Source organism: Halovenus anhuiensis (assembly GCF_037080055.1).
Taxonomy (GTDB): domain Archaea; phylum Halobacteriota; class Halobacteria; order Halobacteriales; family Haloarculaceae; genus Halovenus.
This window is the reverse complement of sequence record NZ_JBAOJI010000004.1, coordinates 1-22,254: the sequence shown is the minus strand read 5'-3', so window position 1 is coordinate 22,254 and position 22,254 is coordinate 1. Positions and strand designations below refer to the sequence as shown.

Genomic DNA, 22,254 nt, shown 5'->3' with positions numbered 1-22,254 from the left:
TACCTTTTTCCGCTCACTGAAGCAACGAAGCGTATGGTTACAGTCCGGGCACCAGCGACGAGTGCGAACCTGGGAAGCGGCTTCGACGTGTTCGGCGTTGCGCTGTCGCGCCCGGCCGACATCGTCCGAGTGACGAAAGCTTCCGAGACGACGATTGACGTGACCGGGGCCGGCAGCGACTTCATTCCGGAGGACCCCGACAAGAACACCGTCGGTGCCGTCGCGGAGGAACTCGATGCCCCTGCCCACATCGAGATCGACAAGGGCGTCCGTCCAGCGTCAGGGCTCGGATCCTCGGCAGCGAGCGCCGCGGCCGCCGCCGTCGGGCTGAACGAACTGTACGATCGGGGATACTCCCGCGAGGAACTCGTCCCCGTCGCGGCGGAAGGCGAGGCGGTCGTCTCCGGCGAGGCCCACGACGACAACGTCGCCCCGGCGATCATGGGCGGCTTTACGATCGCGACCCCCGATGGCGTCCGGAAGGTCGACGCGGAGATTCCACTCGTCGCCTGTCTGCCGGAAATCGTCGTCTCGACGCGAGACGCTCGGCGGGTCGTCCCCGACAACACCTCTGTCTCCAATCTCGTCGAGACGGTCGGCAACGCGGCGACGCTGACGACGGGCATGCACCGCGACGACCCCGAGTTGGTCGGTGCAGGGATGCACGATTCGGTCGTAACACCGGCCCGCGCAAAACTTATCGACGGCTACGACCGCGTCAGAGAATCTGCATTCGAGGCCGGCGCCACCGGCGTCACGATCAGCGGTGCCGGCCCGACGGTGATCGCTGCCTGTCCCGAACACGCACGGCGAGCCGTCGGCACTGCGATGCTAGACGCCTTCGAGAATCACGGAACACAGGCTCGCGTCTACCAGACGAAAATTGGTCGCGGCGCGCGGATCCTCTAGTCCTGCTGTTGGCCGTCGTCGCCGGATTCGTCGCTGTCGGCGACAGCCTCGGACTGATCGTCGTTGTACTGCTCCTGTTCTGCCGGCCCCTGCTCGCTCTCTGACTGTCCGTCCTGGTACTGATCCTGTTGATCGTACTGTCCGCCCTGATACTGCTCCTGCTGGCTCTCTTGGTACTGTTCCTGCTGGTTGTACTGCTGACCGTCTTGGTACTGATCCTGCTGGTTGTACTGGCCCTGTCCGCCCTGATACTGGCCCTGTTGGTCGTACTGGCCCTGCTGATCGTATTGTCCCTGCTGATACTGCTGGTTCCCCTGGGGCTGTCCTTGCTGATACTGCTGGCCTCCCTGCTGCTGGTACTGGTCCTGTTGGTACTGTCCCTGCTGGCCCTGCTGGTACTGGCCTTGCTGTGGGGGTTGATCGTCGCTGAGCAGGTCGTCGAAATAGCCTCGTTGCTCTCCGATGACGGCTCCAATCGCGACCAGCCCAACGGCGGCGATCAGGACTCCCTGCATGACTATCGTCCCAAAGAGACTATCGACGACGGCGACGATACCGTCGCTCATCGCGGACACCTCTTCGCTATCCGCATCGACCGCAGACTCTACGGCACCCGTCGCGACGGCACCGAGGCCGAATCCGATAGCCGCACTGAGCACTCCTGCGATGGCGAATCCAGTTCCTCCCGAGCGCGCTGTTCGCCGCAGGTCCCGTCCAGTAAAGTGGAACATGCCGGCGAGAAGCCCGAGCGCACCCAGTGGAAGCAGCCAACTGAGCGTTCCGACGAGGCTGACCCCGGCAGATGCGCCTTCGACCTCGGAGGGAACGTCTCCGCCTTCGGTGATGTTCTCTTCGTCGGGAATCTCACCAGAGACGGACGCAACGATCTCTTCCTCGTCGATTCGCGGATCGTCTTGCAATGTCTCTCTGATCGACTCGTTTAGCTGGTCTTTCTGCTCGCTGATCCGAACGGTGATCTGGCCATCTGACTGTTCGCCGTGGAGCACCGCGTAGATGGTTTCCAGGTTTCGGGTGAGTTCTCTTTCGATGAAGCCACTCGTGATTGCACCTTCGACGAACTCTTCCTGTTGTGTTCTGTTGGGAAGCCCCTCGTTAATCTGCTGCCGTGCGAACTCTTCTTCCCGTGGTGTGAGCTCCCTGTTTCCGATTCTGTTGTTGATCTGCTGGTCTTTCTGCTCTTCTATCGTCTCGTTGACGCGCTCGACGGTGTCTGCCTGGGCAATCGCTGTCACATCCTCGTAGACATTCTCCTCGCCGAAGGTCTCGATCGTGTGCTCGGAATCGAGTGCGGTGCGATCCGCAGCGATGACCACGTTGGCCAAAAGCAGCACAACAATCAACACGAACCCGAGTATGTAGACCGGGGCCATCCTCGCGTCGTCACTCATTGCTGTTCACCTCTCACTCGAACGGGCCAGTTACTCATCCCTTTCATGTCCGTTCACTACGTATTCTTCTCTCCTAACCCGTTGGTAACTATTTTGTTTTCCGGTTGTCATGCCGGCGCCGCTGATCGAGTCAGTCCTCGGTCTGTGTACTCACTTCCGCCGGTGGATCCGCGGGATCCGTCTCTGCCATCCGGGTCTGCCCAACCCTGTCGGACAGTTCCCGCTGCGGGAATGGGATCTTGATTCCCTCCTCGTCGAACCGTTGTTTGACGCAGTGGATAACTTCCTGCGTCGCACGCCACTTCCGTGGCGGCGTCGGCCTGTCGATCCAGAAACGCATCTCCAGAATGACAGCGGAATCGCCAAAGCGTGTCGGAATAACAGCCGGCGGCGGCGAGTCGGCGACAGATTCGACAGACTCGATCGCCTCGATTGCGATCTCTTCGGCGTGAGCCGGATCGGATTCGTAATCGATCCCGACCTCGATTCGAAGCCGGAGATGCCCCTGATCGCTTCGGTTGATGACGGCGTGGTTGCTGACGATATCGTTGGGGATGACGATCGATTCGCCGTCGAAGTTGCGCATCCGGGTGTTCATGATCGTGATCTCGGTGACAATTCCCTCTTCGTCTCCGACTTCGACCCAATCGCCGATGGTGAATGGTCGCGAGAACATCAGGACGAACCCAGCGACCATCGATCCCAGTGTCTGCCTGGCGGCCATCCCGACGACGATTCCGAGAAATCCTGCCCCGACGAGCAGCCCGGACAGATCGAGTCCCCACAGCGTGAGTACTGCCGCGATAGCGAACACCAGTACTGCCAGATTAGCGACTCGCGTGACGATTTCTTGCTGGTGGTCGGTGATCTGGTTTGCCTCCTCGCTGAGGTCCCGAATTGCCTGCTCGAACAGATCGGAGGCGATGTACGCGAGCAGGAAGATCACCCCGGTGACCAGTAACTGACCGAAGAGGGGCAACGAGACGAAGACGAATCCGACCGCGCTGACCGCGAGTTCGACCTGTCCCCAGATGATCAGCAAGGTGATGATCGCTCCGCCGAAGACGGTGATCTGAAGCAGTCGCAAAAAGAACCCACTGACCGTCCTCGGGATATACTCTCCGACGAGATCGACTGCGTTTGCCGTCCGACCGTCCGGGAATCGCTGGCGAACACGCGTGCCCGTCCAGCGAGCGAGCCGTGGTGCGATGAGCACCACGGTCAACGCCAGCAGGAAGACCCCCGCACTGACAGCCAGTCGACCCTCCGTCGTGGTCAGTTCCTCGACGAACAACCGGAACTCGTCGAGACGTTGCTGTCCGACGAACTCCGAACGCGCGATCATACCCGCGTAATCGTCGTGGACGAACTTGACCGTTGTTACACGTACCGACGGACTCGCGGTGGTTGGGTACGCGACCGTCCGCAGAAACAGTCGGATTTATACTGCTCAAACTGTGAGTAAGCAGTATAATGGACCAGGATACCACGGGACCGATGACGCGACGATCATTGCTGAAGCGGGCTGGCGGCGCTGCGACGGCCGGTGCTGTCGGGGCCGCGGCAACGAGCACAGCCAGCGCACAGAGCGATCTGTACGGCGGCTATCTCTCAGACACCGGCAACTTCGACGGCGCGACGGCCGATGCGACGGGGATGGACACAGTTACCATCTCGGTCGGTGCGGGCAATCAGGGGCTGCTCTACGATCCCGCTGCAGTCGTTATCGAACCGGGCACGACTGTCGAGTGGGAGTGGACCGGCAACGGGGGCGCACACAACGTCTACAACGACGACGCCCTTTCGAGCGTCAACGAGCGCCTCTTCGAAAGCGGAGAACCTGTCGACGCGACCGGCGTCCAGTACGAGTTCACCTTCGAGAGCAGTGACACTGGCACCCACCCGTACGCGTGTAGCCCCCACCGAGCACTCGGCATGCGCGGTGTCGTCGTCGTCGGTTCGGACAACGTTCAGGGCGATACTGTTCCGTTCGGCGCAGAAGAAGAGTCGCTCAATTCGGTCGCCATCTTCGGCGGCGCGGCCGTCTTCGGCACGACCGCGCTGCTCGGTCTCTCGGCCTACCGCGAAATGTTCAGCGAAGACGACCACTAACTGGAATATCCCGCCGCTCAGACGCCGCGGTCCTGAAGCTTCTCTTCTTCGGGCAGGTCAGCATTCGCGTCGCCTTTCATTCCCTTGCCGATGTTCGAGGAAATCTCGGCCAGTCGCTGTGGGTCGTCCCAGTTGTTGACTGCCTCGACGATTGCAGTCCCCATCTCGCGGGGATTCTCGGCACCGAAAATGCCCGAACCGACGAAGATACCGTCACAGCCGTGTTGCATCATCAGCGAGGCGTCCGCCGGGGTCGCGATACCACCGGCTGCGAAGTTGACGACCGGCAGTCGACCGCGCTCGGCGGCGTCGTGGACGAGTTCGGCGGGCGCTTCGTTCTCGCGGGCCCACCGCTCTCGTTCCTCGTGGGTCATACCTTCGAGTTTGCGGATCGCACTCTTGATGTTACGCTGGTGGTGGACGGCCTGGTTCACGTCGCCAGTTCCGGCTTCGCCTTTTGTACGGACCATGGCCGCGCCCTCGTCGATCCGCCGCAGGGCCTCGCCGAGGTTGCGCGCCCCGCAGACAAAGGGCGAGGTGAAATCTCGCTTGTCGATGTGATACCGGTCGTCGGCCGGGGTGAGTACCTCGGACTCGTCGATCATGTCGACGCCCAGCGCTTCGAGAATCTGTGCTTCGGCGGTGTGGCCGATTCGGGATTTGCCCATGACGGGAATCGAGACTTCCTCGATGATCTCCTCGACGTCGGCCGGATCGGGCATCCGGGCCACGCCACCGCGTTTGCGAATATCTGCGGGCACTGCCTCCAGCGCCATGACCGCGACAGCCCCGACATCCTCGGCGATTCGGGCCTGCTCTTTGTTGACAACGTCCATGATAACGCCGCCTTTTTGCATCTTCGCGAAGCCACGTTTGACCAGTTCGGTCCCGCGTTCTAACTCTTCGAGATCGGTCGCGTCGCTCATGTTTCACAGTAGGTTTCCAGTCACTTAACGGGTGCTATCAGCCCGCCGGAGTCGTCCGGATTAGCCGTCCCCGGTCTCGTCGATGATCACGACTGCACCATCCTGCACATCGACGTTGATCAGCGTCTTCACCTCGAAATCGAGTTCGTCGACCTTGTTCTCGCCGCCGGCTTTCTTGATGACTGCGACGGTATCGACGATTTCGGCGCCCATATTGTCGAGGGCGGTCAGAAGCGCCCGGAGCGTTCCGCCGGTCGAGAGCACGTCGTCGAGGACGAGTACCCGGTCGCCTTCTTGCACGTCGTTGATGTACATCTCGTTTTCAGAGTAGCCGGTCTCCTGTGCGATCGAAATCTCACTGTCGAGGCCGTAGGATCGTTTACGGACGACGACCAGCGGGATGTCGGTCATCAGCGAGACGGCAGTCGAGATGTGGATGCCCATCGCTTCGGGGGCGACGATCTTGTCGACCCGTTCAAGGTTAGCCTTCCGAACGATTCCAATCACGATTTCCCGCAACAGCTCCGGCCGGAGCATCGGCACGCCATCGCTGACGGGATGGACGAAGTAGTGATAGCCCTCTTTCTCGACGATTGGAGCCGTCTTGAGCGACTCTCTGAGCTTGTCCATATGCTCTCTACTCACAGCGGTGGGAAAACGTTGCTGACTTTCAGTCGTCACCGACCGGGCCGCTCGTACCGCTGGAGGACGGCCGACTCGCCTTCGCCATCCCACCTGATCTGGAGTTCGTCTTCGACGTGCATCCACATCTCGAAGCCCTCGCCGTTCGCGACGGCCTCACTGTCGTTGTACTTGCTGTACTCCGTCGCCCACCTCTCCGATTCGATCAGTCGGTTCCCGCCGATCCGTAGATTGCCAGCCTCCAGCGGCGGACCGTCCGTGTAGGTGATTCTAACCAGTCCGATCTCTTCTGCGGGAACGTCCTCGATTACGCGTTCGTAACTCCCGTTGATCGTCCCAGTGCCGTCCGAACTGTACAGAACTCCCAAATCATCGACCTCGTTGGCGGCCTCGCTGTCGAACGCGAAGGTGAAGGCTCCCGTGGGTGTTGAATCACCCATCGAGTCACTTGCCGAAAAGACGACAAGCCCGACGGTCAATCCGATGATCACGATGAAGACGGCAAACAGGGCCAATCCGACTGCCGGGCTCGCCGCGTCGTCGTCGGTGAGAAACTGACGGAGGTGCATCGGACTCAGGGGCCGGCCATTTCGACCTGTTTGTCAGTTGTCCAGATCGCTCAATCAAAAAACTACTGATCTTCTGTCACGAACGTCTGCCGACACAGATCGGTCTGGTTGGCAGTGAGACGTGTGAGGAAAAAGTGCTCACACTATCCGGCAGTGCCGGAGCGTCAAGGGATTAGCTCGGGATTTCGTAGTTCGACAGCGTTGCGGAGTCGCCCTCTGAGGTCCAAATTATGCTGATTCGTTCACCGTTATTGAAATCACTAGTAGTTGTGATTTCCGCGGTATCCCCAGCACTTACTTCGTCACCTGAACTGAAACCGTAGTTGGTGAAACTGCCATCACCTCCAGCGTAACCGGGCCCTCCGAATTTCAGACTATCAGCTTCAATCGCCGGACCGGAGGTATGGGTAGCTAACACGTCGTCGTTGCCGCTGTTGTATTCCCACTGGAAGTTCGCGTTCGGTGCCGTGTCGCTGACCTGTTCGCCGAGGCCGAGCACGAAGGTCGCGATGACGGCCGCGAGAATGACCGTAATTGCGACCATCAGGATGACCCCGATGACTGGGCTGACCGCGTCGTCGTCGGTAAGTAGTTCTTTAATTCTCATGGTTGACAGGTACGCAGTGTATACTCTGCGTTTATACATTATCCGGAGGAGGTGCGTAAAAGTGATGTGGTCGTATTCTTCTTATTGAGAATCAGATTATTTCTAGGCGCTCTCTGAGTGCTCACGTCACAAGCGTGGCGGCGAGTCTCTCGGCGACTGCACTGGCGAGGTCGATCTTCGAGCCTTCGATCCACTCCACATCGTCATCGACCAGCGCCGCTCGCGTCTCGGTCTCGCCCATCACCTCGGCGGCGTTTCCGACGACGAAAGCCAGTCCGGCCCGATCACGGATCCGGCGGGCCTGTTCGACGATATTCGCTTCCTCACCGTTGCTTTCGGCTTTGAACCCGACGATCGGCAACTCGGGTTCGGCCTCGCGGACGCTGTCGATCAGCTTCGGTGTGGGTCGGAGATCGAGTGTCAGATTCTCCTGACCAGATCTAATCTTCTCCGCGGCGGCATCGACGGTGTAATCGGAGATGGCTGCCGCCGAGATCAACGCGTCGGCGTCGGGTGCGTGATCGAGAACCGCATCGAGCATCTCCGCGGCGCTTTCGACCTGTTCGACGGTCGCCCACGGCAACTCCTCGCCGTCGTGGACGAGGACAACATCGGCCCCGCGGGCGTAACACGCGCGGGCGATCGCACGCCCGGTCTTCCCGGACGCGCGGTTGGAGAGCGTCCGAATCGGATCAACCGATTCTGTCGTCGCGCCGCTGGTGATGATTACCGTCTGGTCCGCGAGAGATTGTTTGGTCGTCACGCGGGCGGTTTCGGTAACGATTGCTGACTCGGTCGCGATCTTGGCCTTCCCTTCTTCGATCCGCGGGTCGACGAAGTCGACGCCCCACGACTCCAATTTGTCGAGGGCTTCGAGCACGCCCGGATGGTCGTACATGGGTTCGTGCATCGCTGGGACGACGACGATGGGTACGTCCGATCCGAAGGCAGTCGTTGCGCAGGTCGTCACCGGCGTATCGTCGACGGCGTGGGCCATCTTCCCGACGGTGTTGGCCGTGGCGGGAGCGATCAGCAGGGTATCTGCCCAGCCGTCGTTGCCGCACAACTCGACGTGTTCGACGGCGCCCGTGATCTCGGTGACGACCGAATTCTCCGTCGCGTATTCGAGCGACCACGGGTGGATGATTCCTTCGGCGGCGGGGGTCATCACCGCGCGGACCTCTGCGCCCTGTCGGCGGAGTTCGTGGGCTAACTCGACGGTCTTGACGGCTGCGATCGATCCAGAGACGCCGAGGGCCACCCGGACACCGGAGAGCATACGCACACTCGGGAAGCGCTCGCATATAAGTCTCCGCGATTTTCCGGAGGCTATAATCCCCTCGACGCCTAACGGAGGAGTATGAAGGTGCGTGACTGGGAGGATATTTTGAGCGATGTTGTCGAGAGTGACGCAGAGCCGAGCGGCTGGCGCGCTGTCGGCGGTGACCGTCGCAACGGCATCGGCGAGGATCTGTACATCGCCCACCCTGCCGTCGGCGCATACCAGCTCAAGACTTACGCGAAAAATCCCTTCGAGGTTCAGGGAGTCGGCGCACAGGTGGCCCGGTCGATCGACGACGAACTAGACCCACTCTTTCCCGACAACGACGATGGCAGCGGCCTCTTCGGCGTCCAGCAGTCCATCGAGGACGAGGAGACTGCCGAAGAGCGCGTCAAGGAACTCGAAACGGTCGTCGAGACGCACGCCGACGCACCGACCTCACCGCAGGCGCTGTTCGAGGACATCATGGGCGCACTCGACAGCCCTGCCTACGGCCCGATGGAGTTCGACGGGACCGACCGGCCCGAGCGGATGGACGACCTCACCGACACCTTCGAGGAGGCCGAAGAACTGCTCGACACGGAGTTCGATGAGATCATCGAAGAAGATGTCGAGCGTGGCTTCTACTGATGGAGCGACCTGATCCGGCCGCCCGAGACCGGCAACTGCTCTCACGACTCAGGATCGGCTTTGTCGCCCTCGTCGCGGTCTCTGCCGGACTAATCGCCAGTTACGCCGACGGATCGCTCCTCGAAGCGGCGAGTGCCGTCGGCGGCGGGGCTGTCGTCGGTGTCTTGCTGGTCTGGCTCGCCTTTCCCTCGCCGAGTGCGGAGGCGTCCGAGCGCTCTCCTCGCCGGTAGGGCAGTAACTCACGCCGGATCGAACACGGAAAATCAGAGATTTTCTTGCTCGATCGGCTCACGCCGGATCGAACAGTGTCTCGCCGTCGACCATGTGTTCGGCGACGACATCGAGATCGAGCGTAACGCCGAGGCCCGACTTTTCTGGAATCGTGATCGATCCGTCCTCGATAATAGATTCTTCGACCAGATCTCCCCACCAGCCGAGTTCGTAGCTGTGGTACTCGACGGCCAGCATGTTGGGAATTGCCGAGCCGACGTGGGCGCTCGCTACCGTTCCGATCGGTGAGGAGACGTTGTGCATCGCCACCGGAATGTAGTACTGGTTCGCCAGATCGGCGATCTTGCGCGTCTCACGCATCCCGCCGACTTTCGGCATGTCCGGCGCGATGATATCGACGGCCTCTGACTCGATGAGTCGCCGGTGCTCGCTCAGCCGATACCGGTTCTCACCGGCCGTGATCGGTGTGGTCGTCGACCGCGTCACCGTCTCCTGGACGCTCAGATTTTCGGGCGGGACGGGATCTTCGAGCCACCACACGTCGTACTCCTCCAGTTCGGCCGCGAGCCGTTCCGCCGAGTTCGCCGAAAACGACCAGTGGCAGTCGAAGGCCACGTCCGCGCGGTCTTTGACACGCTCGGTGACCTCCTCGACGATGTCGATCTTGTGGCGGATCTCACCCGGACGGAGGTGGCGGTTCGCGCGGTCTTTCTCCAGTCCCGAGGGCACGTCGAGGTCGAATTTCAGGGCGTCGTAACCCAACTCTTCGACGACGCGTTCGGCCTCGTCGGCGCAAGCCACGGGATCGGCCTCTTCCTCGGTGTGACAGTCGCAGTAGACCCGTACCTCGTCGCGGTACTTCCCGCCCAGTAGCTGGTAGGCTGGGATATCGAGTAGCTTACCCGCGAGGTCGTGCAGCGCCACGTCGATCCCTGAAATCGCCGTCACGGTCGCTCCCTCGATCGACCCCTCGCCGGACATCTTCTGGATCAGATGCTCGTAGAGCCGGTCGATATCCAGCGGGTTTTCCCCGACGACGAAGGGTTTCATCCGGTCGATCAACTCCGGTACCCCCGCGCCCCAGTAGGCCTCACCCGTTCCGACGACGCCCGCGTCGGTGTAGACCCGAACCAGCGTCCACGGGAAATTCCCGTCGACCATCGTCGTCTGCACGTCGGTAATCTCGACGCTACGGACCCCGCGATCCCCCGTCACACCCATCGTCTCGCCGGAGAGGTCCCGCATCGTATAGTTCGCGTTCGGATCGTGGAGGTCCGCGTACTCCTCTGGCATACTCTCCTCTCGCGCCCCGACGAAAATAGCTTTACTGGATTACTCGGTCCCGAGTAAGAATGCGGTCACACCAGATCGAGCGCGGCGAGGTCGGCCTCGAGTCGCTCGCGGTCGTCGTCGTCCATCGTTCGAAGCGGTGCGCGGAGCCCACCCACGTCGAAGCTCAGATCCCGTACCTGCAGCGCGGTTTTGACCCCGGCCATGTACGGGCCGCGCTTCATCGCGTCCCGAACCTCGAAGACGGTCGACTGCAATTCGCGGGCACGGTCGGTCTCGCCCGCGTCGTATGCATCGTACAGATCGACGACGAGTTCGGGAAAGACGTTCGCGACTGCACTCACGAGTCCGGCACAGCCGAGGTCCAGTCCGGCGTGCAAAAGCGAGTCCGAGCCAGCCATGAAGGTCAGTCCAGGATTGCGGTCGATGGCCTGGGCGAGCCACGGTACGTCTTTCGAGGAGTCTTTCAGCCCGGCGATGCCGTCGATGGCAGCGATCCGACCCAGTGCTGATAACGAGAGTTCGTTGCCCGTCTTGCTCGGAATGTGATAGACATAGACCGGGATATCGACTGCCTCGGCTATTGTTCGGTAGTGTTCGACTGCACCCTGTTCGTCCAGCGGGTAGTAATACGGCGTGACTGCGACGACACCATCGGCGCCGACGGCCTCGGCGTGTTCCGCGTGTGCGACCGTATCCCGGGTCGAGGGCGTGCCGACGCCAGCGATGACTGGCACGTCGACACCGTCGGCGACGGCCTCGACGACCCGTCTGCGCTCCTCGCCGCTCAACAGCGCGAACTCGCCGTTCGTTCCGAGCGGGAAGACCGCCCTCGCTCCTCCGTCTGCGACGAACCGTGCGTGTGCGACCGTCGCCTCCGGATCGACTGCGCCCGACTCGTCGAAGGCCGTCACAGTCGGCGGAACGACGCCGGCGACATCCAGCGGGTCCCGCTTGCCGGGCGCCGGTGCATGGTCTGTCATACCTCCCCGTTCGCCGCCGACGTGGAAAATGGTATCGCTTGTGTCAGGTCTGCGTAACCGTCTCACCTCGCTAGTCCGCGAATTTTTGACAGAGCCGTCTGTACGTTTGGACATGAAAGCAATCGGTGTCAGGAAGGGGGAAGAGGGGGCGAAGTTGCTCGATATCTCGCGGCCGGAACCGTCGGCGGGCGAGGCGCTTGTCAGGACGCTTCGGGTTGGAGTGGACGGAACTGATCACGAGGTGATCGCCGGCGGGCACGGGGGCTTTCCCGAAGACGAGGAGTATCTCGTCCTCGGACACGAGGCGGTCGGCGTGGTCGAAGAGCCGAACGGAACGGCCTTCGACGCGGGCGACGTGGTCGTTCCGACGGTCAGGCGGCCGCCCGGTGGTGTCGACAACGAGTACTTCGAGCGCGGGGAGGCGGACATGGCCCCGCCCGAGGCGACGCTCGAACGCGGGATCGACGGCGCGCACGGCTTTTTGTGCGAGTACTTCACCAGTCCCGCGGAGTATCTGATCGAGGTGCCGGATCGACTCGCCGAGTACGGCTTTCTGGTCGAGCCGATCAGCATCTCCGAGAAAGCGCTCGAACTCGCCCGGGACTCCCGGCAATCGTTTTCCTGGGAGCCACAGGCGGGGCTCGTTCTCGGCAACGGATCGCTCGGCCTGCTCACCGTCGCGATGCTCACCGAGGAGATGGAGATGTACTGTCTGGGCCGGCGGAGTCGACCCGATCCGACGATCGATATCCTCGACTCACTCGGCGCGACCTATATCGATTCCCGGGAGACGCCAGTTCCGGAGATTCCCGATGCCTACGAGGCACCTGATCTCGTCTACGAGGCGACCGGCTACGCCGAACACGCCCTGACTGGGGTGCAGGCGCTCGCACCCAACGGCGTCGCGGCGCTGCTCGGGATTCCCGGCCCGACCGAACAGTCCGTCGATCTCGGCACCTATCACAAGGATCTGGTCATGCACAACAAAGCCGTCGTCGGCAGCGTCAACTCCGGGCCGCGACACTTCCGGGCGGCGGTGGAGACGCTCGACTCCCTCGATGCGGAGTTTCTCGACGACCTGATTACGACAGTCGCGGCTGTCGAAGAGTTCGAGACGGCGTTCGAGGCGGACACGGAGACGATAAAAACGGCCGTCCAGTTCCACAGTCGCTGAGTCGATTCACTCTCCCTTGACGAGTGTGACCGGACACGGCACGTCGACGATCACCGACTGTGCAGTCGACCCGAAGACGACTTTTCCCGACGGTGCTCGCTTGCTGCCGCCCACGACGACGAAATCTGCGTCCAGTTCGTCGGCCAACTCGGCCACTCCCCCGCCGTTACCCTCGCTCAGACAGCCGTGGGTGTTGTACGAGAGTCCGGCCGCTTCTAGTTGATCTCCGAGATCTCCCAAGAGGCCATCCTGCCGGGCGACCGTTGTCGGTGTGACAGTCTTATCCGCAGAGTCCAGCCTTGCCTTCGCCTCGTCGTATTCCACATCGGAGAAGGCGTGCGCCAGTTCGACGGTCGCTCCCGCTGGCTTGCTCAGATCGATGGCCGCCTCAGCCAGTGAATCGAGTCGGTCGGTATCGTCGTCGTCGACAGCCACGAGGACTGTCTGTACACTCATACCTCCCGGTTGCACACCAGTTTCACTAAAAGTTTTGTCACTCAATACGCAGCATCCCGGTTCTGCTCACAGCCGTTTGCTGACGTAGGGACCGTCCTGCTTGTAGTCGAGTTTCTCGCGGTAGTACTCTCGGACACCGATCCCGCTGAGTACCGCGAGTTTGTCGTAGCCGCCGTCGACGGCGAGATCCTCGGCCTTCTGGAGCAAGCGCTTGCCGTAGCCTTGATGCTGGTGTTCCTCGACCAGCCCATCGTCGCCAGCGATCTCGCCGACGCCGACCTGACTGCCGTAGACGTGCAGTTCCCGAACGACTGCGGCGTCTTCGAGCTCCTTCCGGACCGGATCGTTCGGGAACCGGAGTCGACAGAAGCCCACGAGCAGGTCCTTCTCGAAATCCTCGAAGCTGATGAAATACTCCGTCCCGCCGCTGGACTCGTACTCCATCACGTCGAGTTCGATGTTCTCCGGCTGTTCGTCGTTGTGACCGACCTCGCGACAGCGGATGCACTCGCACTCCCAGCCGTGTTCCTCCATACGCTCCCAAGCCAACTGGCGGAGATTGGACTTCCAGACGCCACCCTCGATGAAGTCGGCCGGAATATCACGCTGGACGCGCTGCAGTCGCGTGTAGCGCGGGATATTGTCCATGACCTCCGCGACGAGTTCGGCGGCTTCGTCGTTCGAGAGTGGCTCGAAGTCGTCGTTGTGCCACCAGTCGTAGACGGCGGTGCCTTCGACGACCAGCGTCGGATAGATCTTCAGGAAATCCGGCTTGTACTCCGGGCGCTCGAAGATACGGCGGAAGTCCTCCAGACACATCTCTTTGGACATGCCGGGCTGGCCGGGCATCATGTGGAAGCCGACCTTGAAGCCGGAATCTCGCAGCCGACGGTTCGCGTCGATGGAGTCCTGCATGCCGTGACCGCGGTGCATCTCTCGGTTGATCCGCTCGTAGGTCGTCTGGACGCCCACCTCGACTTTCGTCCCGCCGAGGTCGAGCATCCGGTCGATCTGCTCGGGATCGCACCAGTCCGGCTTTGTCTCGAAGGTTGTCGCGATGTTGCGGATCTCGCCGGTCTCGTTTTCGGCGATTACGTCCTCCAGATACTCGAATTCGTACTCGTCGGGATCCTGCGCGAAACTCTCCGTCTGCGACGGGTTCGGCTCCTGGTTGGGATCGAAGTCGTTCATCGCCTCCAGGGCGCGTTTGACGAACCACTCCTGGTAGTCGTGACTCCGAGCGGTCATCGTCCCTCCCATCAGGATCAGTTCGACTTTGTCGATTGGGTGACCGATCTCGCGGAGTTGGTTGAGGCGCAGGCGAACCTGTCCGTAAGGGTCGTAGTCGTTTTGTTCCCCGCGCGCGGCCGCGGGTTCGTGACCCGTGTAACTCTGGGCGCTGGAAAACTCCGAATCCGGCCCGCCCGGACAGTAGAGACACTTCCCGTGTGGACACCGCTCGGGCGAGGTCATGATCGCGACCGGCGAGACGCCCGAGGCCGTCCGCACGGGTTTGCGCTGGAGAACGGCTTCGAGTTCGTCGCGTTTCTCTTCGGGCGCGAAATCGAGGAGATCGGAGTGGCGCGGCACCTTCGGCGACGAATACTTGCCACAGACCTCCTTCTTAGCTGATTCGAGGTCGTCTCGCTGGAGTTCACCCGCGAGGATCCGGTCGACCAGCTCCGCGCAGACCTGCTCGAACGCGTCGGCGTCCTCGGCGGTGTCCGTACTCATCGGATAATAATGGCCGATACGCGCGAATAAGCGTATCGCTTGGCGTACCCCTCGGCGTCGACTTATGACCTGACCAGTACACTTTATAAACAGGCTTCTGTAATACTGCTGGCATGGGACTAGTCGACTCAGTCGGCGCACTCGCAGCAAGCATCATCGCGGCAATCATCTTCCTCGTCTTCGCCATCCTGAGCCTGTTCGTCACGGTGTTTATCGTCGATGCGGCCGCGAACATCGCTGGCTTGAGTCCGGACGACGGCTTCGTCGTCCTCGGAGCGGCAATCATCGCCGGCGCAGCGATCGCGGCCGGTGGCTCCGGACTCACGCTCACCGAAGGACAGTAACCACCGGACAGCCCCGTCTTCTTCGGACCCAGCCAGTGGGTTTTTATCTCTCGTCCGTGCAGTAGCCACTGATGAGTCGTCCGAACGTCATTTTTGTTCTTCTCGATACCGTTCGTGCTGATCGGGTTTCGTCGCTCGGATACGATCGTGAGACGACACCCAATTTCGATCGCTTCGCCGAGGAGACGACGCTGTTTACCGATGCAGTCGCCCAGGCCCCCTGGTCGGTCCCCTCTCACGCCTCGCTGTTCACTGGCCTGTACCCCGAAGAGCACGGGGCGACGATTACAAGCCCTATTCTCACCGGCGAGCAGACGCTTGCGGAACTGCTCTCCGCAGATGGCTACGAGACGTACGCAGTCTCGCCGAACGACTACGTTCGACCTGCGACCGGATTCGCTCGCGGATTCGACAGCTACGAGATGGGCTCTGTCTCCGAACCGGCTGTCACCGCCGATCTGCTCGCCCGCCCGGTCAACTGGTTTCTCGATGCCGCTTGGGCACGTCGACCCATCGAGAGCGTGTTTAACCGGATTCAGGATACGGCGACCGTAACTACCGATCCACCGCCACCCGCAGACCGCGGTCTTCTCGACGTTGCTGCAAATCGGGTCGAAACGGCCACCGATCCCTTCTTTCTGTTCGTCAATCTCTTCGACGCACATCTCCCGCGCTCACCTGACCCCGAGTACGCCGAGCAGTTCGTCGATGCCGACCTAACCGACGAACCGATCGTCGAACACGAGCGGACTCACACGCTCGGCTCGCACACGATGGACGACCGCGCACTCAGGCGGTTTCGGCAACTGTACGATGCCGACGTTCGGACGACCGACGAACAGTTCGGCCGTCTGATCGATATCCTCCGTGAATCGGGTGTCTTCGAGGACTCTCTCGTGATTGCCGTCTCCGACCACGGCGAACAACTCGGCGAGTACGGACTGGTCGGCCACCAGTTCAGTGTCTTCGACGGTGCGGTATCGGTCCCGCTCGCGATCAACTTCCCCGAAGGCGGGCCCGACCGCGTCGACGAACAGGTCGAGATCCGACGGATCTTCCATACGATCCTCGACGAAACTGACACCACATGCCACCCCGAGAAATCACTCGCCTCCGGCCGCGGTGACCGGTTCGCCCGGGGAGCGTACTACTCGCCGATGCTCGATATCGAAGCGTTGCTGCGGACGGGAACGGTCCGGTACGACCGCGACTTGCTCGGCGAACGACTCTCCTTCGTCCGAACTGGTGAGACGAAGGTTATCTCGTTCGATGGCACGGAGTGGCTGTTCGAGACGCCCGAACACGGTCAGCCGCCGATCACCGACGCACCGGTCCCGGAACTGTCTGAACAGCTCCCGATTACCGACGCTGCCGGCAGTTCAGAGGTCTGCCCCGACAGCCTCGTCGACTGACTCGAAGCCGTCGCGGTCGAGCAAGTCCAACAGCCCGCGGTTGATCTCGCTAGCAACCGATGGCCCCTCGTAGACGAATCCGGTGTACAGTTGGACGACACTCGCGCCGGCCCGGATTTTCCGATACGCGTCTTCTGCCGAGGAGACGCCACCGACACCGACGACTGGCACGTCGACGCGCTCGGCGACGTACCGGACCATCTCGGTCGCCCGTGCCTCGATCGGCTTCCCAGAGAGGCCACCACCCTCGACGCGGTTGGGTGAGCGAAGCGAGGCTGGTCGATCCGTCGTCGTATTCGTCGCCACGACGCCGTCGAGACCAAACTCTTCGACGATAGAAAGAGCGTCGTCGACGGCCGGATCCGGCAGATCCGGCGAGAGTTTCACCAGCAGCGGGCCCGCGCCTGCGTCCTGCAGTTCGCCGATGATCGCGGCCATCGAATCGCGGTTCTGGAGTTCCGCGAAGCCCTGTGAGTTCGGACAGGAGATGTTGACGACGAAGAAGTCACCACCAGAGGCGACCTGCTCGTAGCTCTCGCGGTAATCGGCAGGGGCGTCTTCCGGAGGGACATCTTCCGTCTTGGCGATGTTGACACCGACCGGAAACTCGACGTTCGTCCGGTCGAGTCGGTTACCGATCACCGCTGCGCCGTCGTTGTTCAGGCCCATCCGATTGATCAGGCCACCGTCTTCGGGCAGTCGGAACATCCGTGGCCGGGGATTGCCGCCCTGTGGATCGGCAGTGACGCCGCCAACTTCGACGAAGCCAAAGCCCAGCGAGCCGAGCGCTGGTGTGATCTCGGCGTTTTTGTCGAATCCGGCCGCGACACCGACCGGGTTGGGAAACTGCTGGCCGAAGGCTTCTGTCTTTAGTCGGGGATCACTCACGGTGTACTGTCTGGTCCCCAGCGACCGTAACGGGGTTCGCTGGTACATCCTGAGTGCTCGATGAACGAGTCGATGGGCGGTTTCCGGTGGGAGCCGAAAAAAGAGCGGTTTAGCGATGTCGTAGATCATCGAGTCAAAACTCGTGTTCGACGTCTTCGGGGTCTGCCTTCTGGATGATAATCTTGTTGTCACGCACCCTGACGAACACTTCGTCCCCGATCTCCATCCCGGCCACGGCAAGTTCGTCCTCGTGGAGATTGATGTGTACGTTGTGATACTCACCGTCCTCGTCTTTCGCGCCACTTGGGCTGAGCTTCTTCTTTCGAACCATCGCGGCTTTCTATTCCGTGTTCACTGGAGCATCTACTTAAGCTTACCGCGCGCGCCTGCGCCGGATTCCCCGACAGATCCGCCGCGCGCGAGCGAATTTCCGCCCGAAGTCGTCGGTTTTCACCCCCGAACAGCGACTCATTCACGCTGATCGGGACGGTCACTTATAAACGAATCCGTCGATGGCGGTTGATTAGGGGGTATATTTATTATTGATCGTGTGCTGGCTTCACACGGAGCGGTGTAAACCATGGCACGCGACAATGACAAGCGCAACTTCGCGCTCAGAGAGGCGAATGGTGACGAAAGTAGCGTCTTTTCGGGGGGGACACCGAGACAGGCAGCCCTGAAAGCTGCCCGGCGGCTGGACCCGGCTTCATCCGAAAGTGATGCCGACACGGAAGAGCTTCGGCTCCGAGAGAAAGGCACCCACAAGGTACACATCTACGAAGGATGGGCGTGGGAAGAAGAAGCTCCGGACGACAAGCCGGATTGGATGCCCGGCGAAATCACGAAAGGTAACGTCGAGAAGCAGGGCGTCGAGCATCTCGACGAGATCTGATCGGACGTCATCCTTCTTGCGGCCCTCTTCGCACCGACGGACACGCGCGAGCGCGGGGCAACGCGCGCAAACGTCGGACACAAATAGCTCGGTCCCAAGCAGAGAGATGCGCGGCTCTCATCCACCTCGACTGAGCGCATGTGCGCAGGATGACGGGCTGGTCTCCTGCCGCGCGACAGTTTTCCGCGCTGTTCCGACTCATAGCCGCGCCACAACCTCTGTTTCGGGTCGAGGTTTGTGACCGCCACTCGGGCGTGAGCAGTTCCCGTGAGATCGCCTGCCGATGAGCGGTTTGTTCGACGCCCTTAAGTTATCCCTACCCATCGAATTGAATGCACTCGCGGCGCGGGACGACGCCCGCCGAACCGCGACGGCACTCGGTGTACTCCACCTGTGTGTCGCGAGCAAATACCACTCTGAGTCCGGCTGTATCACGCCGGTTCGATGCCCTTAAGTATATATGGGCACTCGGATGGAATGCAAACGCAAAACCACCCGACGTGGACCGAACCAACGTAGGTTCGATCCGATGCCCTTAAGTGGAAACGGGCACTCGGTTGGAATACACACGCGGTGCGGGATCGCTCCCGTCGAACCGCGGACACATTTCGATGTACTCCATCGAAATGTGGGTTGCAAATCCACCCGAAATCGATCGAATCGACGACGATTCGATCCGATGCCCTTAAGTACAAACGGGCGCTCGGATGGTATGCAAGCGCGGTTCGGTCGGGGGTCGAGTTCCCGACCGCACCGGACCGGAAATCGAGGCCAACTCGAAGGGTTTATGACCCTGTATGGTCTACGTTCTGGTCCGAAGGAAATGAGGATTCCACCCCTGCGGTCCGCCGTGAAGATGGGATCTGATGTTAGCCCTGGTAGTTCGGTGACACCCGATCGATAGGATATGGGTGTGCCGAGCTTTATTCGATAGCAACACACTTCATTGTGTGTTTCCCGCCTTCCCGCCTCCCTTTGGGAGGCACATTCCGGTTGATCCTGCCGGAGGCCATTGCTATCGGAGTCCGACTTAGCCATGCTAGTCGCACGAGTTCATACTCGTGGCATATAGCTCAGTAACACGTGGCCAAACTACCCTATGGACAGAGATACTCTCGGGAAACTGAGGCTAATCTCTGATACAGCTTCCACGTTGGAATTGCAGGAAGCTGGAAACGCTCCGGCGCCATAGGATGTGGCTGCGGCCGATTAGGTAGACGGTGGGGTAACGGCCCACCGTGCCAGTAATCGGTACGGGTGATGAGAGTCAGAGCCCGGAGACGGTATCTGAGACAAGATACCGGGCCCTACGGGGCGCAGCAGGCGCGAAACCTTTACACTGCACGACAGTGCGATAGGGGGACTCCGAGTGCGAGGGCATATAGTCCTCGCTTTTCTGTACCGTAAGGTGGTACAGGAACAAGTGCTGGGCAAGACCGGTGCCAGCCGCCGCGGTAATACCGGCAGCACAAGTGATGGCCGATATTATTGGGCCTAAAGCGTTCGTAGCCGGCCGGACAAGTTCGTTGGGAAATCCACGCGCTCAACGCGTGGGCGTCCAGCGAATACTGTCTGGCTTGGGGCCGGAAGACTCAAGGGGTACGTCCGGGGTAGGAGTGAAATCCCGTAATCCTGGACGGACCACCGATGGCGAAAGCACCTTGAGAGGACGGACCCGACGGTGAGGGACGAAAGCCAGGGTCTCGAACCGGATTAGATACCCGGGTAGTCCTGGCCGTAAACGATGTTCGCTAGGTGTGGCGCAGGCTACGAGCCTGCGCTGTGCCGTAGGGAAGCCGTGAAGCGAACCGCCTGGGAAGTACGTCTGCAAGGATGAAACTTAAAGGAATTGGCGGGGGAGCACTACAACCGGAGGAGCCTGCGGTTTAATTGGACTCAACGCCGGACATCTCACCGGCACCGACAATGTGCAGTGAAGGTCAGTTTGATGAGCTTACTGGAGCCATTGAGAGGAGGTGCATGGCCGCCGTCAGCTCGTACCGTGAGGCGTCCTGTTAAGTCAGGCAACGAGCGAGACCCGCACTTCTAGTTGCCAGCAACACCATTGGTGGTTGGGTACACTAGAAGGACTGCCGCTGCCAAAGCGGAGGAAGGAACGGGCAACGGTAGGTCAGTATGCCCCGAATGTGCCGGGCAACACGCGGGCTACAATGGCCGTGACAATGGGAAGCTATTCCGAGAGGAAACGCTAATCCCCTAAACGCGGTCGTAGTTCGGATTGAGGACTGAAACTCGTCCTCATGAAGCTGGATTCGGTAGTAATCGCGTGTCACTAGCGCGCGGTGAATACGTCCCTGCTCCTTGCACACACCGCCCGTCAAAGCACCCGAGTGAGGTCCGGATGAGGCCATCATGCGATGGTCGAATCTGGGCTTCGCAAGGGGGCTTAAGTCGTAACAAGGTAGCCGTAGGGGAATCTGCGGCTGGATCACCTCCACAGACCGGGACTGGGCCGTCGCGCCCAGCCCACTTGCGTTTTGGAGGCAGTTGGCACACTCACCCGATCGATCGGGCACCGAAGAACTACCAGGGCTAACGAATGCGGACGGGCCCATAGCTCAGCGGCAGAGCGCCGCCTTTGCAAGGCGGAGGCCCTGGGTTCAAATCCCAGTGGGTCCATGTCCCGTACCCGACTGAAGTCGTGTCCCTTAAGTGGGGCAAGGCAGTCAATCCGGGTACGGAAAACCGATGCACCATCCCGGGCAACCGCGGATGGGAAGGGTCGATGCACGCCCCCCGCACAGGGGCATGTATATGACACCGTGTGTACGTGCGATCCAGGCGTCCACTGGACTCGTTCATCGAGTCACTACAGTGGCTGCTATGCCGCCTGGTGAATGGCTCGGCTCGGAAGCCGACGAAGGACGTGCCAAGCTGCGAAAAGCCTGAGGGAGCCGCACGGAGGCTAAGAACTCAGGATTTCCGAATGGGAATCCCCACCGCAATTGCTTCGCGCAATGGGGAACGCCGGGAACTGAAACATCTCAGTACCGGCAGGAAGAGAAAACGCAATGTAATGTCGTTAGTAACTGCGGGTGAACGCGATACAGCTCAAACTGAAGGTTTCACGACCAATGTGGTGTATGGGCTGACGATCATCACTCGAACACCGTCACGAAGTCCCCTGGAACGGGGCGCGAAACAGGGTGAAAGCCCCGTACTGAGGGTAAGTACAGTGTGAGTTAGTTCCGGAGTAGCATGGGTTGGAAATCCCATGTGAATATGGCAGGCATCGACTGCTAAAGCTAAACACTCTCCGAGACCGATAGTGAACAAGTAGCGCGAGCGAACGCTGCAAAGTACCCTCCAACGGGAGGTGAAATAGGGCCTGAAATCAGGTGGCGATCGAGCGACAGGGCATACAAGGTCCTGTGAAAAACGACACAGCCGCGAGGCTGCAGTAGGAATCACAGGAAGCCGATGTTCTGTCGTACGTTTTGAAAAACGGACCAGGGAGTGTGCTTGTTTGGCGAGCCTAACCCGATTATCGGGGGAGGCACAGGGAAACCAATATGGCCGCAGGGCTTTGCCCCAGGGCCACCGTGTTCAAGCGCGGGGAGTCAAACGGGCACGACCCGAATCCGGACGATCTATGCGTGGATAGGGTGAAGCATGGCGAAAGTCATGTGGAGGCCCGAAGGGTTGGTGTCCTACAATACCCTCCCATAATCTACGTATAGGGGTGAAAGGCCCATCGAGTCCGGCAACAGCTGGTTCCGACCGAAACATGTCGAAGCATGACC

The 22,254-nt window shown here is 60.8% G+C and carries 21 protein-coding genes, 1 tRNA gene and 2 rRNA genes; 11 read left to right on the top strand and 13 right to left on the bottom strand.

Annotated elements, in window-relative coordinates:
• Positions 1 to 33 precede the first annotated feature (33 nt).
• Positions 34 to 909, top strand: a complete 876-nt coding sequence (locus tag V8P86_RS10985) for a homoserine kinase (protein ID WP_336327315.1) — start codon at positions 34 to 36, stop codon at positions 907 to 909.
• Here V8P86_RS10985 and V8P86_RS10980 read toward each other — a convergent pair.
• Positions 906 to 2,318 (bottom strand): hypothetical protein, encoded by a 1,413-nt coding sequence (locus V8P86_RS10980; protein WP_336327314.1) that lies wholly within the window; start codon positions 2,316 to 2,318, stop codon positions 906 to 908. The two genes, V8P86_RS10985 and V8P86_RS10980, sit on opposite strands and share 4 nt — an antisense overlap.
• 130 nt (positions 2,319 to 2,448) lie before the next feature.
• Positions 2,449 to 3,663 carry a mechanosensitive ion channel family protein gene (locus V8P86_RS10975; RefSeq protein WP_336327313.1) on the bottom strand — a complete coding sequence of 405 codons (1,215 nt, stop codon included), beginning with the start codon at positions 3,661 to 3,663 and terminating at the stop codon, positions 2,449 to 2,451.
• 128 nt (positions 3,664 to 3,791) lie between these two features.
• Here V8P86_RS10975 and V8P86_RS10970 point away from each other — a divergent pair, with 128 nt between their 5' ends.
• Entirely contained in the window at positions 3,792 to 4,430 is a 639-nt protein-coding gene (locus tag V8P86_RS10970) for a halocyanin domain-containing protein (protein ID WP_336327312.1), read from the top strand.
• Between the two features lie 17 nt (positions 4,431 to 4,447).
• Here the strand turns inward: V8P86_RS10970 and pdxS are convergent, their stop codons facing one another.
• The 5 genes from pdxS to coaBC all read right to left on the bottom strand — a co-directional run bounded on the left by pdxS (position 4,448) and on the right by coaBC (position 8,453).
• Positions 4,448 to 5,356: a pyridoxal 5'-phosphate synthase lyase subunit PdxS gene (gene pdxS / locus V8P86_RS10965; protein WP_336327311.1), complete on the bottom strand. Its 909-nt coding sequence runs from the start codon at positions 5,354 to 5,356 to the stop codon at positions 4,448 to 4,450.
• Between the two features lie 60 nt (positions 5,357 to 5,416).
• A complete protein-coding gene (gene hpt / locus V8P86_RS10960) occupies positions 5,417 to 5,986 on the bottom strand; it encodes a hypoxanthine/guanine phosphoribosyltransferase (RefSeq protein WP_336327310.1) in 570 nt (189 codons plus the stop codon).
• Between the two features lie 47 nt (positions 5,987 to 6,033).
• Positions 6,034 to 6,567: a hypothetical protein gene (locus tag V8P86_RS10955; RefSeq protein ID WP_336327309.1), complete on the bottom strand. Its 534-nt coding sequence runs from the start codon at positions 6,565 to 6,567 to the stop codon at positions 6,034 to 6,036.
• Between the two features lie 172 nt (positions 6,568 to 6,739).
• The gene (locus V8P86_RS10950) at positions 6,740 to 7,174 is read right to left on the bottom strand and encodes a type IV pilin domain-containing protein (protein WP_336327308.1); all 435 of its coding nucleotides are present in this window, start codon (positions 7,172 to 7,174) and stop codon (positions 6,740 to 6,742) included.
• Positions 7,175 to 7,295: 121 nt separating this feature from the next.
• On the bottom strand, positions 7,296 to 8,453 hold the full coding sequence (gene coaBC, locus V8P86_RS10945) for a bifunctional phosphopantothenoylcysteine decarboxylase/phosphopantothenate--cysteine ligase CoaBC (RefSeq protein ID WP_336327307.1): 1,158 nt from the start codon (positions 8,451 to 8,453) through the stop codon (positions 7,296 to 7,298).
• A gap of 81 nt (positions 8,454 to 8,534) precedes the next feature.
• Here coaBC and V8P86_RS10940 point away from each other — a divergent pair, with 81 nt between their 5' ends.
• Together V8P86_RS10940 and V8P86_RS10935 are read left to right on the top strand one after the other, a co-directional pair.
• Positions 8,535 to 9,086, top strand: a complete 552-nt coding sequence (locus V8P86_RS10940; protein WP_336327306.1) for a hypothetical protein — start codon at positions 8,535 to 8,537, stop codon at positions 9,084 to 9,086.
• Positions 9,086 to 9,316 carry a DUF8527 family protein gene (locus V8P86_RS10935; RefSeq protein ID WP_336327305.1) on the top strand — a complete coding sequence of 77 codons (231 nt, stop codon included), beginning with the start codon at positions 9,086 to 9,088 and terminating at the stop codon, positions 9,314 to 9,316. The genes V8P86_RS10940 and V8P86_RS10935 overlap by 1 nt, the downstream gene beginning before the upstream one ends.
• Before the next feature lie 58 nt (positions 9,317 to 9,374).
• Here the strand turns inward: V8P86_RS10935 and V8P86_RS10930 are convergent, their stop codons facing one another.
• Together V8P86_RS10930 and V8P86_RS10925 are read right to left on the bottom strand one after the other, a co-directional pair.
• Entirely contained in the window at positions 9,375 to 10,610 is a 1,236-nt protein-coding gene (locus tag V8P86_RS10930; RefSeq protein ID WP_336327304.1) for a mandelate racemase/muconate lactonizing enzyme family protein, read from the bottom strand.
• A gap of 65 nt (positions 10,611 to 10,675) precedes the next feature.
• Positions 10,676 to 11,590 (bottom strand): dihydrodipicolinate synthase family protein, encoded by a 915-nt coding sequence (locus V8P86_RS10925; RefSeq protein WP_336327303.1) that lies wholly within the window; start codon positions 11,588 to 11,590, stop codon positions 10,676 to 10,678.
• A gap of 112 nt (positions 11,591 to 11,702) precedes the next feature.
• On the opposite strand from V8P86_RS10925, the gene V8P86_RS10920 reads away from it, so the two are divergent.
• Entirely contained in the window at positions 11,703 to 12,764 is a 1,062-nt protein-coding gene (locus V8P86_RS10920) for a glucose 1-dehydrogenase (protein WP_336327302.1), read from the top strand.
• A 6-nt stretch (positions 12,765 to 12,770) separates the two neighbouring features.
• On the opposite strand, the gene V8P86_RS10915 is transcribed toward V8P86_RS10920, so the two are convergent.
• Positions 12,771 to 13,220 (bottom strand): universal stress protein, encoded by a 450-nt coding sequence (locus tag V8P86_RS10915; protein ID WP_336327301.1) that lies wholly within the window; start codon positions 13,218 to 13,220, stop codon positions 12,771 to 12,773.
• A gap of 66 nt (positions 13,221 to 13,286) precedes the next feature.
• A complete protein-coding gene (locus V8P86_RS10910) occupies positions 13,287 to 14,954 on the bottom strand; it encodes a tRNA uridine(34) 5-carboxymethylaminomethyl modification radical SAM/GNAT enzyme Elp3 (RefSeq protein WP_336327300.1) in 1,668 nt (555 codons plus the stop codon).
• Positions 14,955 to 15,067: 113 nt separating this feature from the next.
• Here V8P86_RS10910 and V8P86_RS10905 point away from each other — a divergent pair, with 113 nt between their 5' ends.
• Together V8P86_RS10905 and V8P86_RS10900 are read left to right on the top strand one after the other, a co-directional pair.
• On the top strand, positions 15,068 to 15,298 hold the full coding sequence (locus tag V8P86_RS10905; protein ID WP_336327299.1) for a hypothetical protein: 231 nt from the start codon (positions 15,068 to 15,070) through the stop codon (positions 15,296 to 15,298).
• A gap of 71 nt (positions 15,299 to 15,369) precedes the next feature.
• The gene (locus V8P86_RS10900; protein WP_336327298.1) at positions 15,370 to 16,710 is read left to right on the top strand and encodes a sulfatase; all 1,341 of its coding nucleotides are present in this window, start codon (positions 15,370 to 15,372) and stop codon (positions 16,708 to 16,710) included.
• Here the strand turns inward: V8P86_RS10900 and V8P86_RS10895 are convergent.
• Together V8P86_RS10895 and V8P86_RS10890 are read right to left on the bottom strand one after the other, a co-directional pair.
• Positions 16,678 to 17,727, bottom strand: a complete 1,050-nt coding sequence (locus tag V8P86_RS10895) for a quinone-dependent dihydroorotate dehydrogenase (protein WP_336327297.1) — start codon at positions 17,725 to 17,727, stop codon at positions 16,678 to 16,680. The genes V8P86_RS10900 and V8P86_RS10895 overlap by 33 nt on opposite strands.
• Positions 17,728 to 17,731: 4 nt before the next feature.
• Positions 17,732 to 17,929, bottom strand: coding sequence for a hypothetical protein (locus tag V8P86_RS10890; RefSeq protein WP_049995293.1), 198 nt, complete (start codon positions 17,927 to 17,929; stop codon positions 17,732 to 17,734).
• 249 nt (positions 17,930 to 18,178) lie between these two features.
• Between V8P86_RS10890 and V8P86_RS10885 the strand changes: the two genes are divergently transcribed.
• From V8P86_RS10885 to V8P86_RS10870, 4 genes are all read left to right on the top strand, one after another.
• On the top strand, positions 18,179 to 18,490 hold the full coding sequence (locus V8P86_RS10885) for a non-histone chromosomal MC1 family protein (RefSeq protein ID WP_336327296.1): 312 nt from the start codon (positions 18,179 to 18,181) through the stop codon (positions 18,488 to 18,490).
• 986 nt (positions 18,491 to 19,476) lie between these two features.
• Positions 19,477 to 20,948, top strand: a 16S ribosomal RNA gene (locus tag V8P86_RS10880).
• A gap of 110 nt (positions 20,949 to 21,058) precedes the next feature.
• Positions 21,059 to 21,130: transfer RNA gene (locus V8P86_RS10875), tRNA-Ala, on the top strand.
• Positions 21,131 to 21,320: 190 nt separating this feature from the next.
• A 23S ribosomal RNA gene (locus V8P86_RS10870) occupies positions 21,321 to 22,254 on the top strand; the annotation flags it as partial.

Bases quoted from the DNA above. Each gene is read 5' to 3' on its own strand.
- V8P86_RS10985 (WP_336327315.1), top strand. From the start codon at position 34: ATGGTTACAGTCCGGGCACCAGCGACGAGTGCGAACCTGGGAAGCGGC.
- V8P86_RS10980 (WP_336327314.1), bottom strand. From the start codon at position 2,318: ATGAGTGACGACGCGAGGATGGCCCCGGTCTACATACTCGGGTTCGTG.
- V8P86_RS10975 (WP_336327313.1), bottom strand. From the start codon at position 3,663: ATGATCGCGCGTTCGGAGTTCGTCGGACAGCAACGTCTCGACGAGTTC.
- V8P86_RS10970 (WP_336327312.1), top strand. From the start codon at position 3,792: ATGGACCAGGATACCACGGGACCGATGACGCGACGATCATTGCTGAAG.
- pdxS (WP_336327311.1), bottom strand. From the start codon at position 5,356: ATGAGCGACGCGACCGATCTCGAAGAGTTAGAACGCGGGACCGAACTG.
- hpt (WP_336327310.1), bottom strand. From the start codon at position 5,986: ATGGACAAGCTCAGAGAGTCGCTCAAGACGGCTCCAATCGTCGAGAAA.
- V8P86_RS10955 (WP_336327309.1), bottom strand. From the start codon at position 6,567: ATGCACCTCCGTCAGTTTCTCACCGACGACGACGCGGCGAGCCCGGCA.
- V8P86_RS10950 (WP_336327308.1), bottom strand. From the start codon at position 7,174: ATGAGAATTAAAGAACTACTTACCGACGACGACGCGGTCAGCCCAGTC.
- coaBC (WP_336327307.1), bottom strand. From the start codon at position 8,453: ATGCTCTCCGGTGTCCGGGTGGCCCTCGGCGTCTCTGGATCGATCGCA.
- V8P86_RS10940 (WP_336327306.1), top strand. From the start codon at position 8,535: ATGAAGGTGCGTGACTGGGAGGATATTTTGAGCGATGTTGTCGAGAGT.
- V8P86_RS10935 (WP_336327305.1), top strand. From the start codon at position 9,086: ATGGAGCGACCTGATCCGGCCGCCCGAGACCGGCAACTGCTCTCACGA.
- V8P86_RS10930 (WP_336327304.1), bottom strand. From the start codon at position 10,610: ATGCCAGAGGAGTACGCGGACCTCCACGATCCGAACGCGAACTATACG.
- V8P86_RS10925 (WP_336327303.1), bottom strand. From the start codon at position 11,590: ATGACAGACCATGCACCGGCGCCCGGCAAGCGGGACCCGCTGGATGTC.
- V8P86_RS10920 (WP_336327302.1), top strand. From the start codon at position 11,703: ATGAAAGCAATCGGTGTCAGGAAGGGGGAAGAGGGGGCGAAGTTGCTC.
- V8P86_RS10915 (WP_336327301.1), bottom strand. From the start codon at position 13,220: ATGAGTGTACAGACAGTCCTCGTGGCTGTCGACGACGACGATACCGAC.
- V8P86_RS10910 (WP_336327300.1), bottom strand. From the start codon at position 14,954: ATGAGTACGGACACCGCCGAGGACGCCGACGCGTTCGAGCAGGTCTGC.
- V8P86_RS10905 (WP_336327299.1), top strand. From the start codon at position 15,068: ATGGGACTAGTCGACTCAGTCGGCGCACTCGCAGCAAGCATCATCGCG.
- V8P86_RS10900 (WP_336327298.1), top strand. From the start codon at position 15,370: ATGAGTCGTCCGAACGTCATTTTTGTTCTTCTCGATACCGTTCGTGCT.
- V8P86_RS10895 (WP_336327297.1), bottom strand. From the start codon at position 17,727: ATGATCTACGACATCGCTAAACCGCTCTTTTTTCGGCTCCCACCGGAA.
- V8P86_RS10890 (WP_049995293.1), bottom strand. From the start codon at position 17,929: ATGGTTCGAAAGAAGAAGCTCAGCCCAAGTGGCGCGAAAGACGAGGAC.
- V8P86_RS10885 (WP_336327296.1), top strand. From the start codon at position 18,179: ATGGCACGCGACAATGACAAGCGCAACTTCGCGCTCAGAGAGGCGAAT.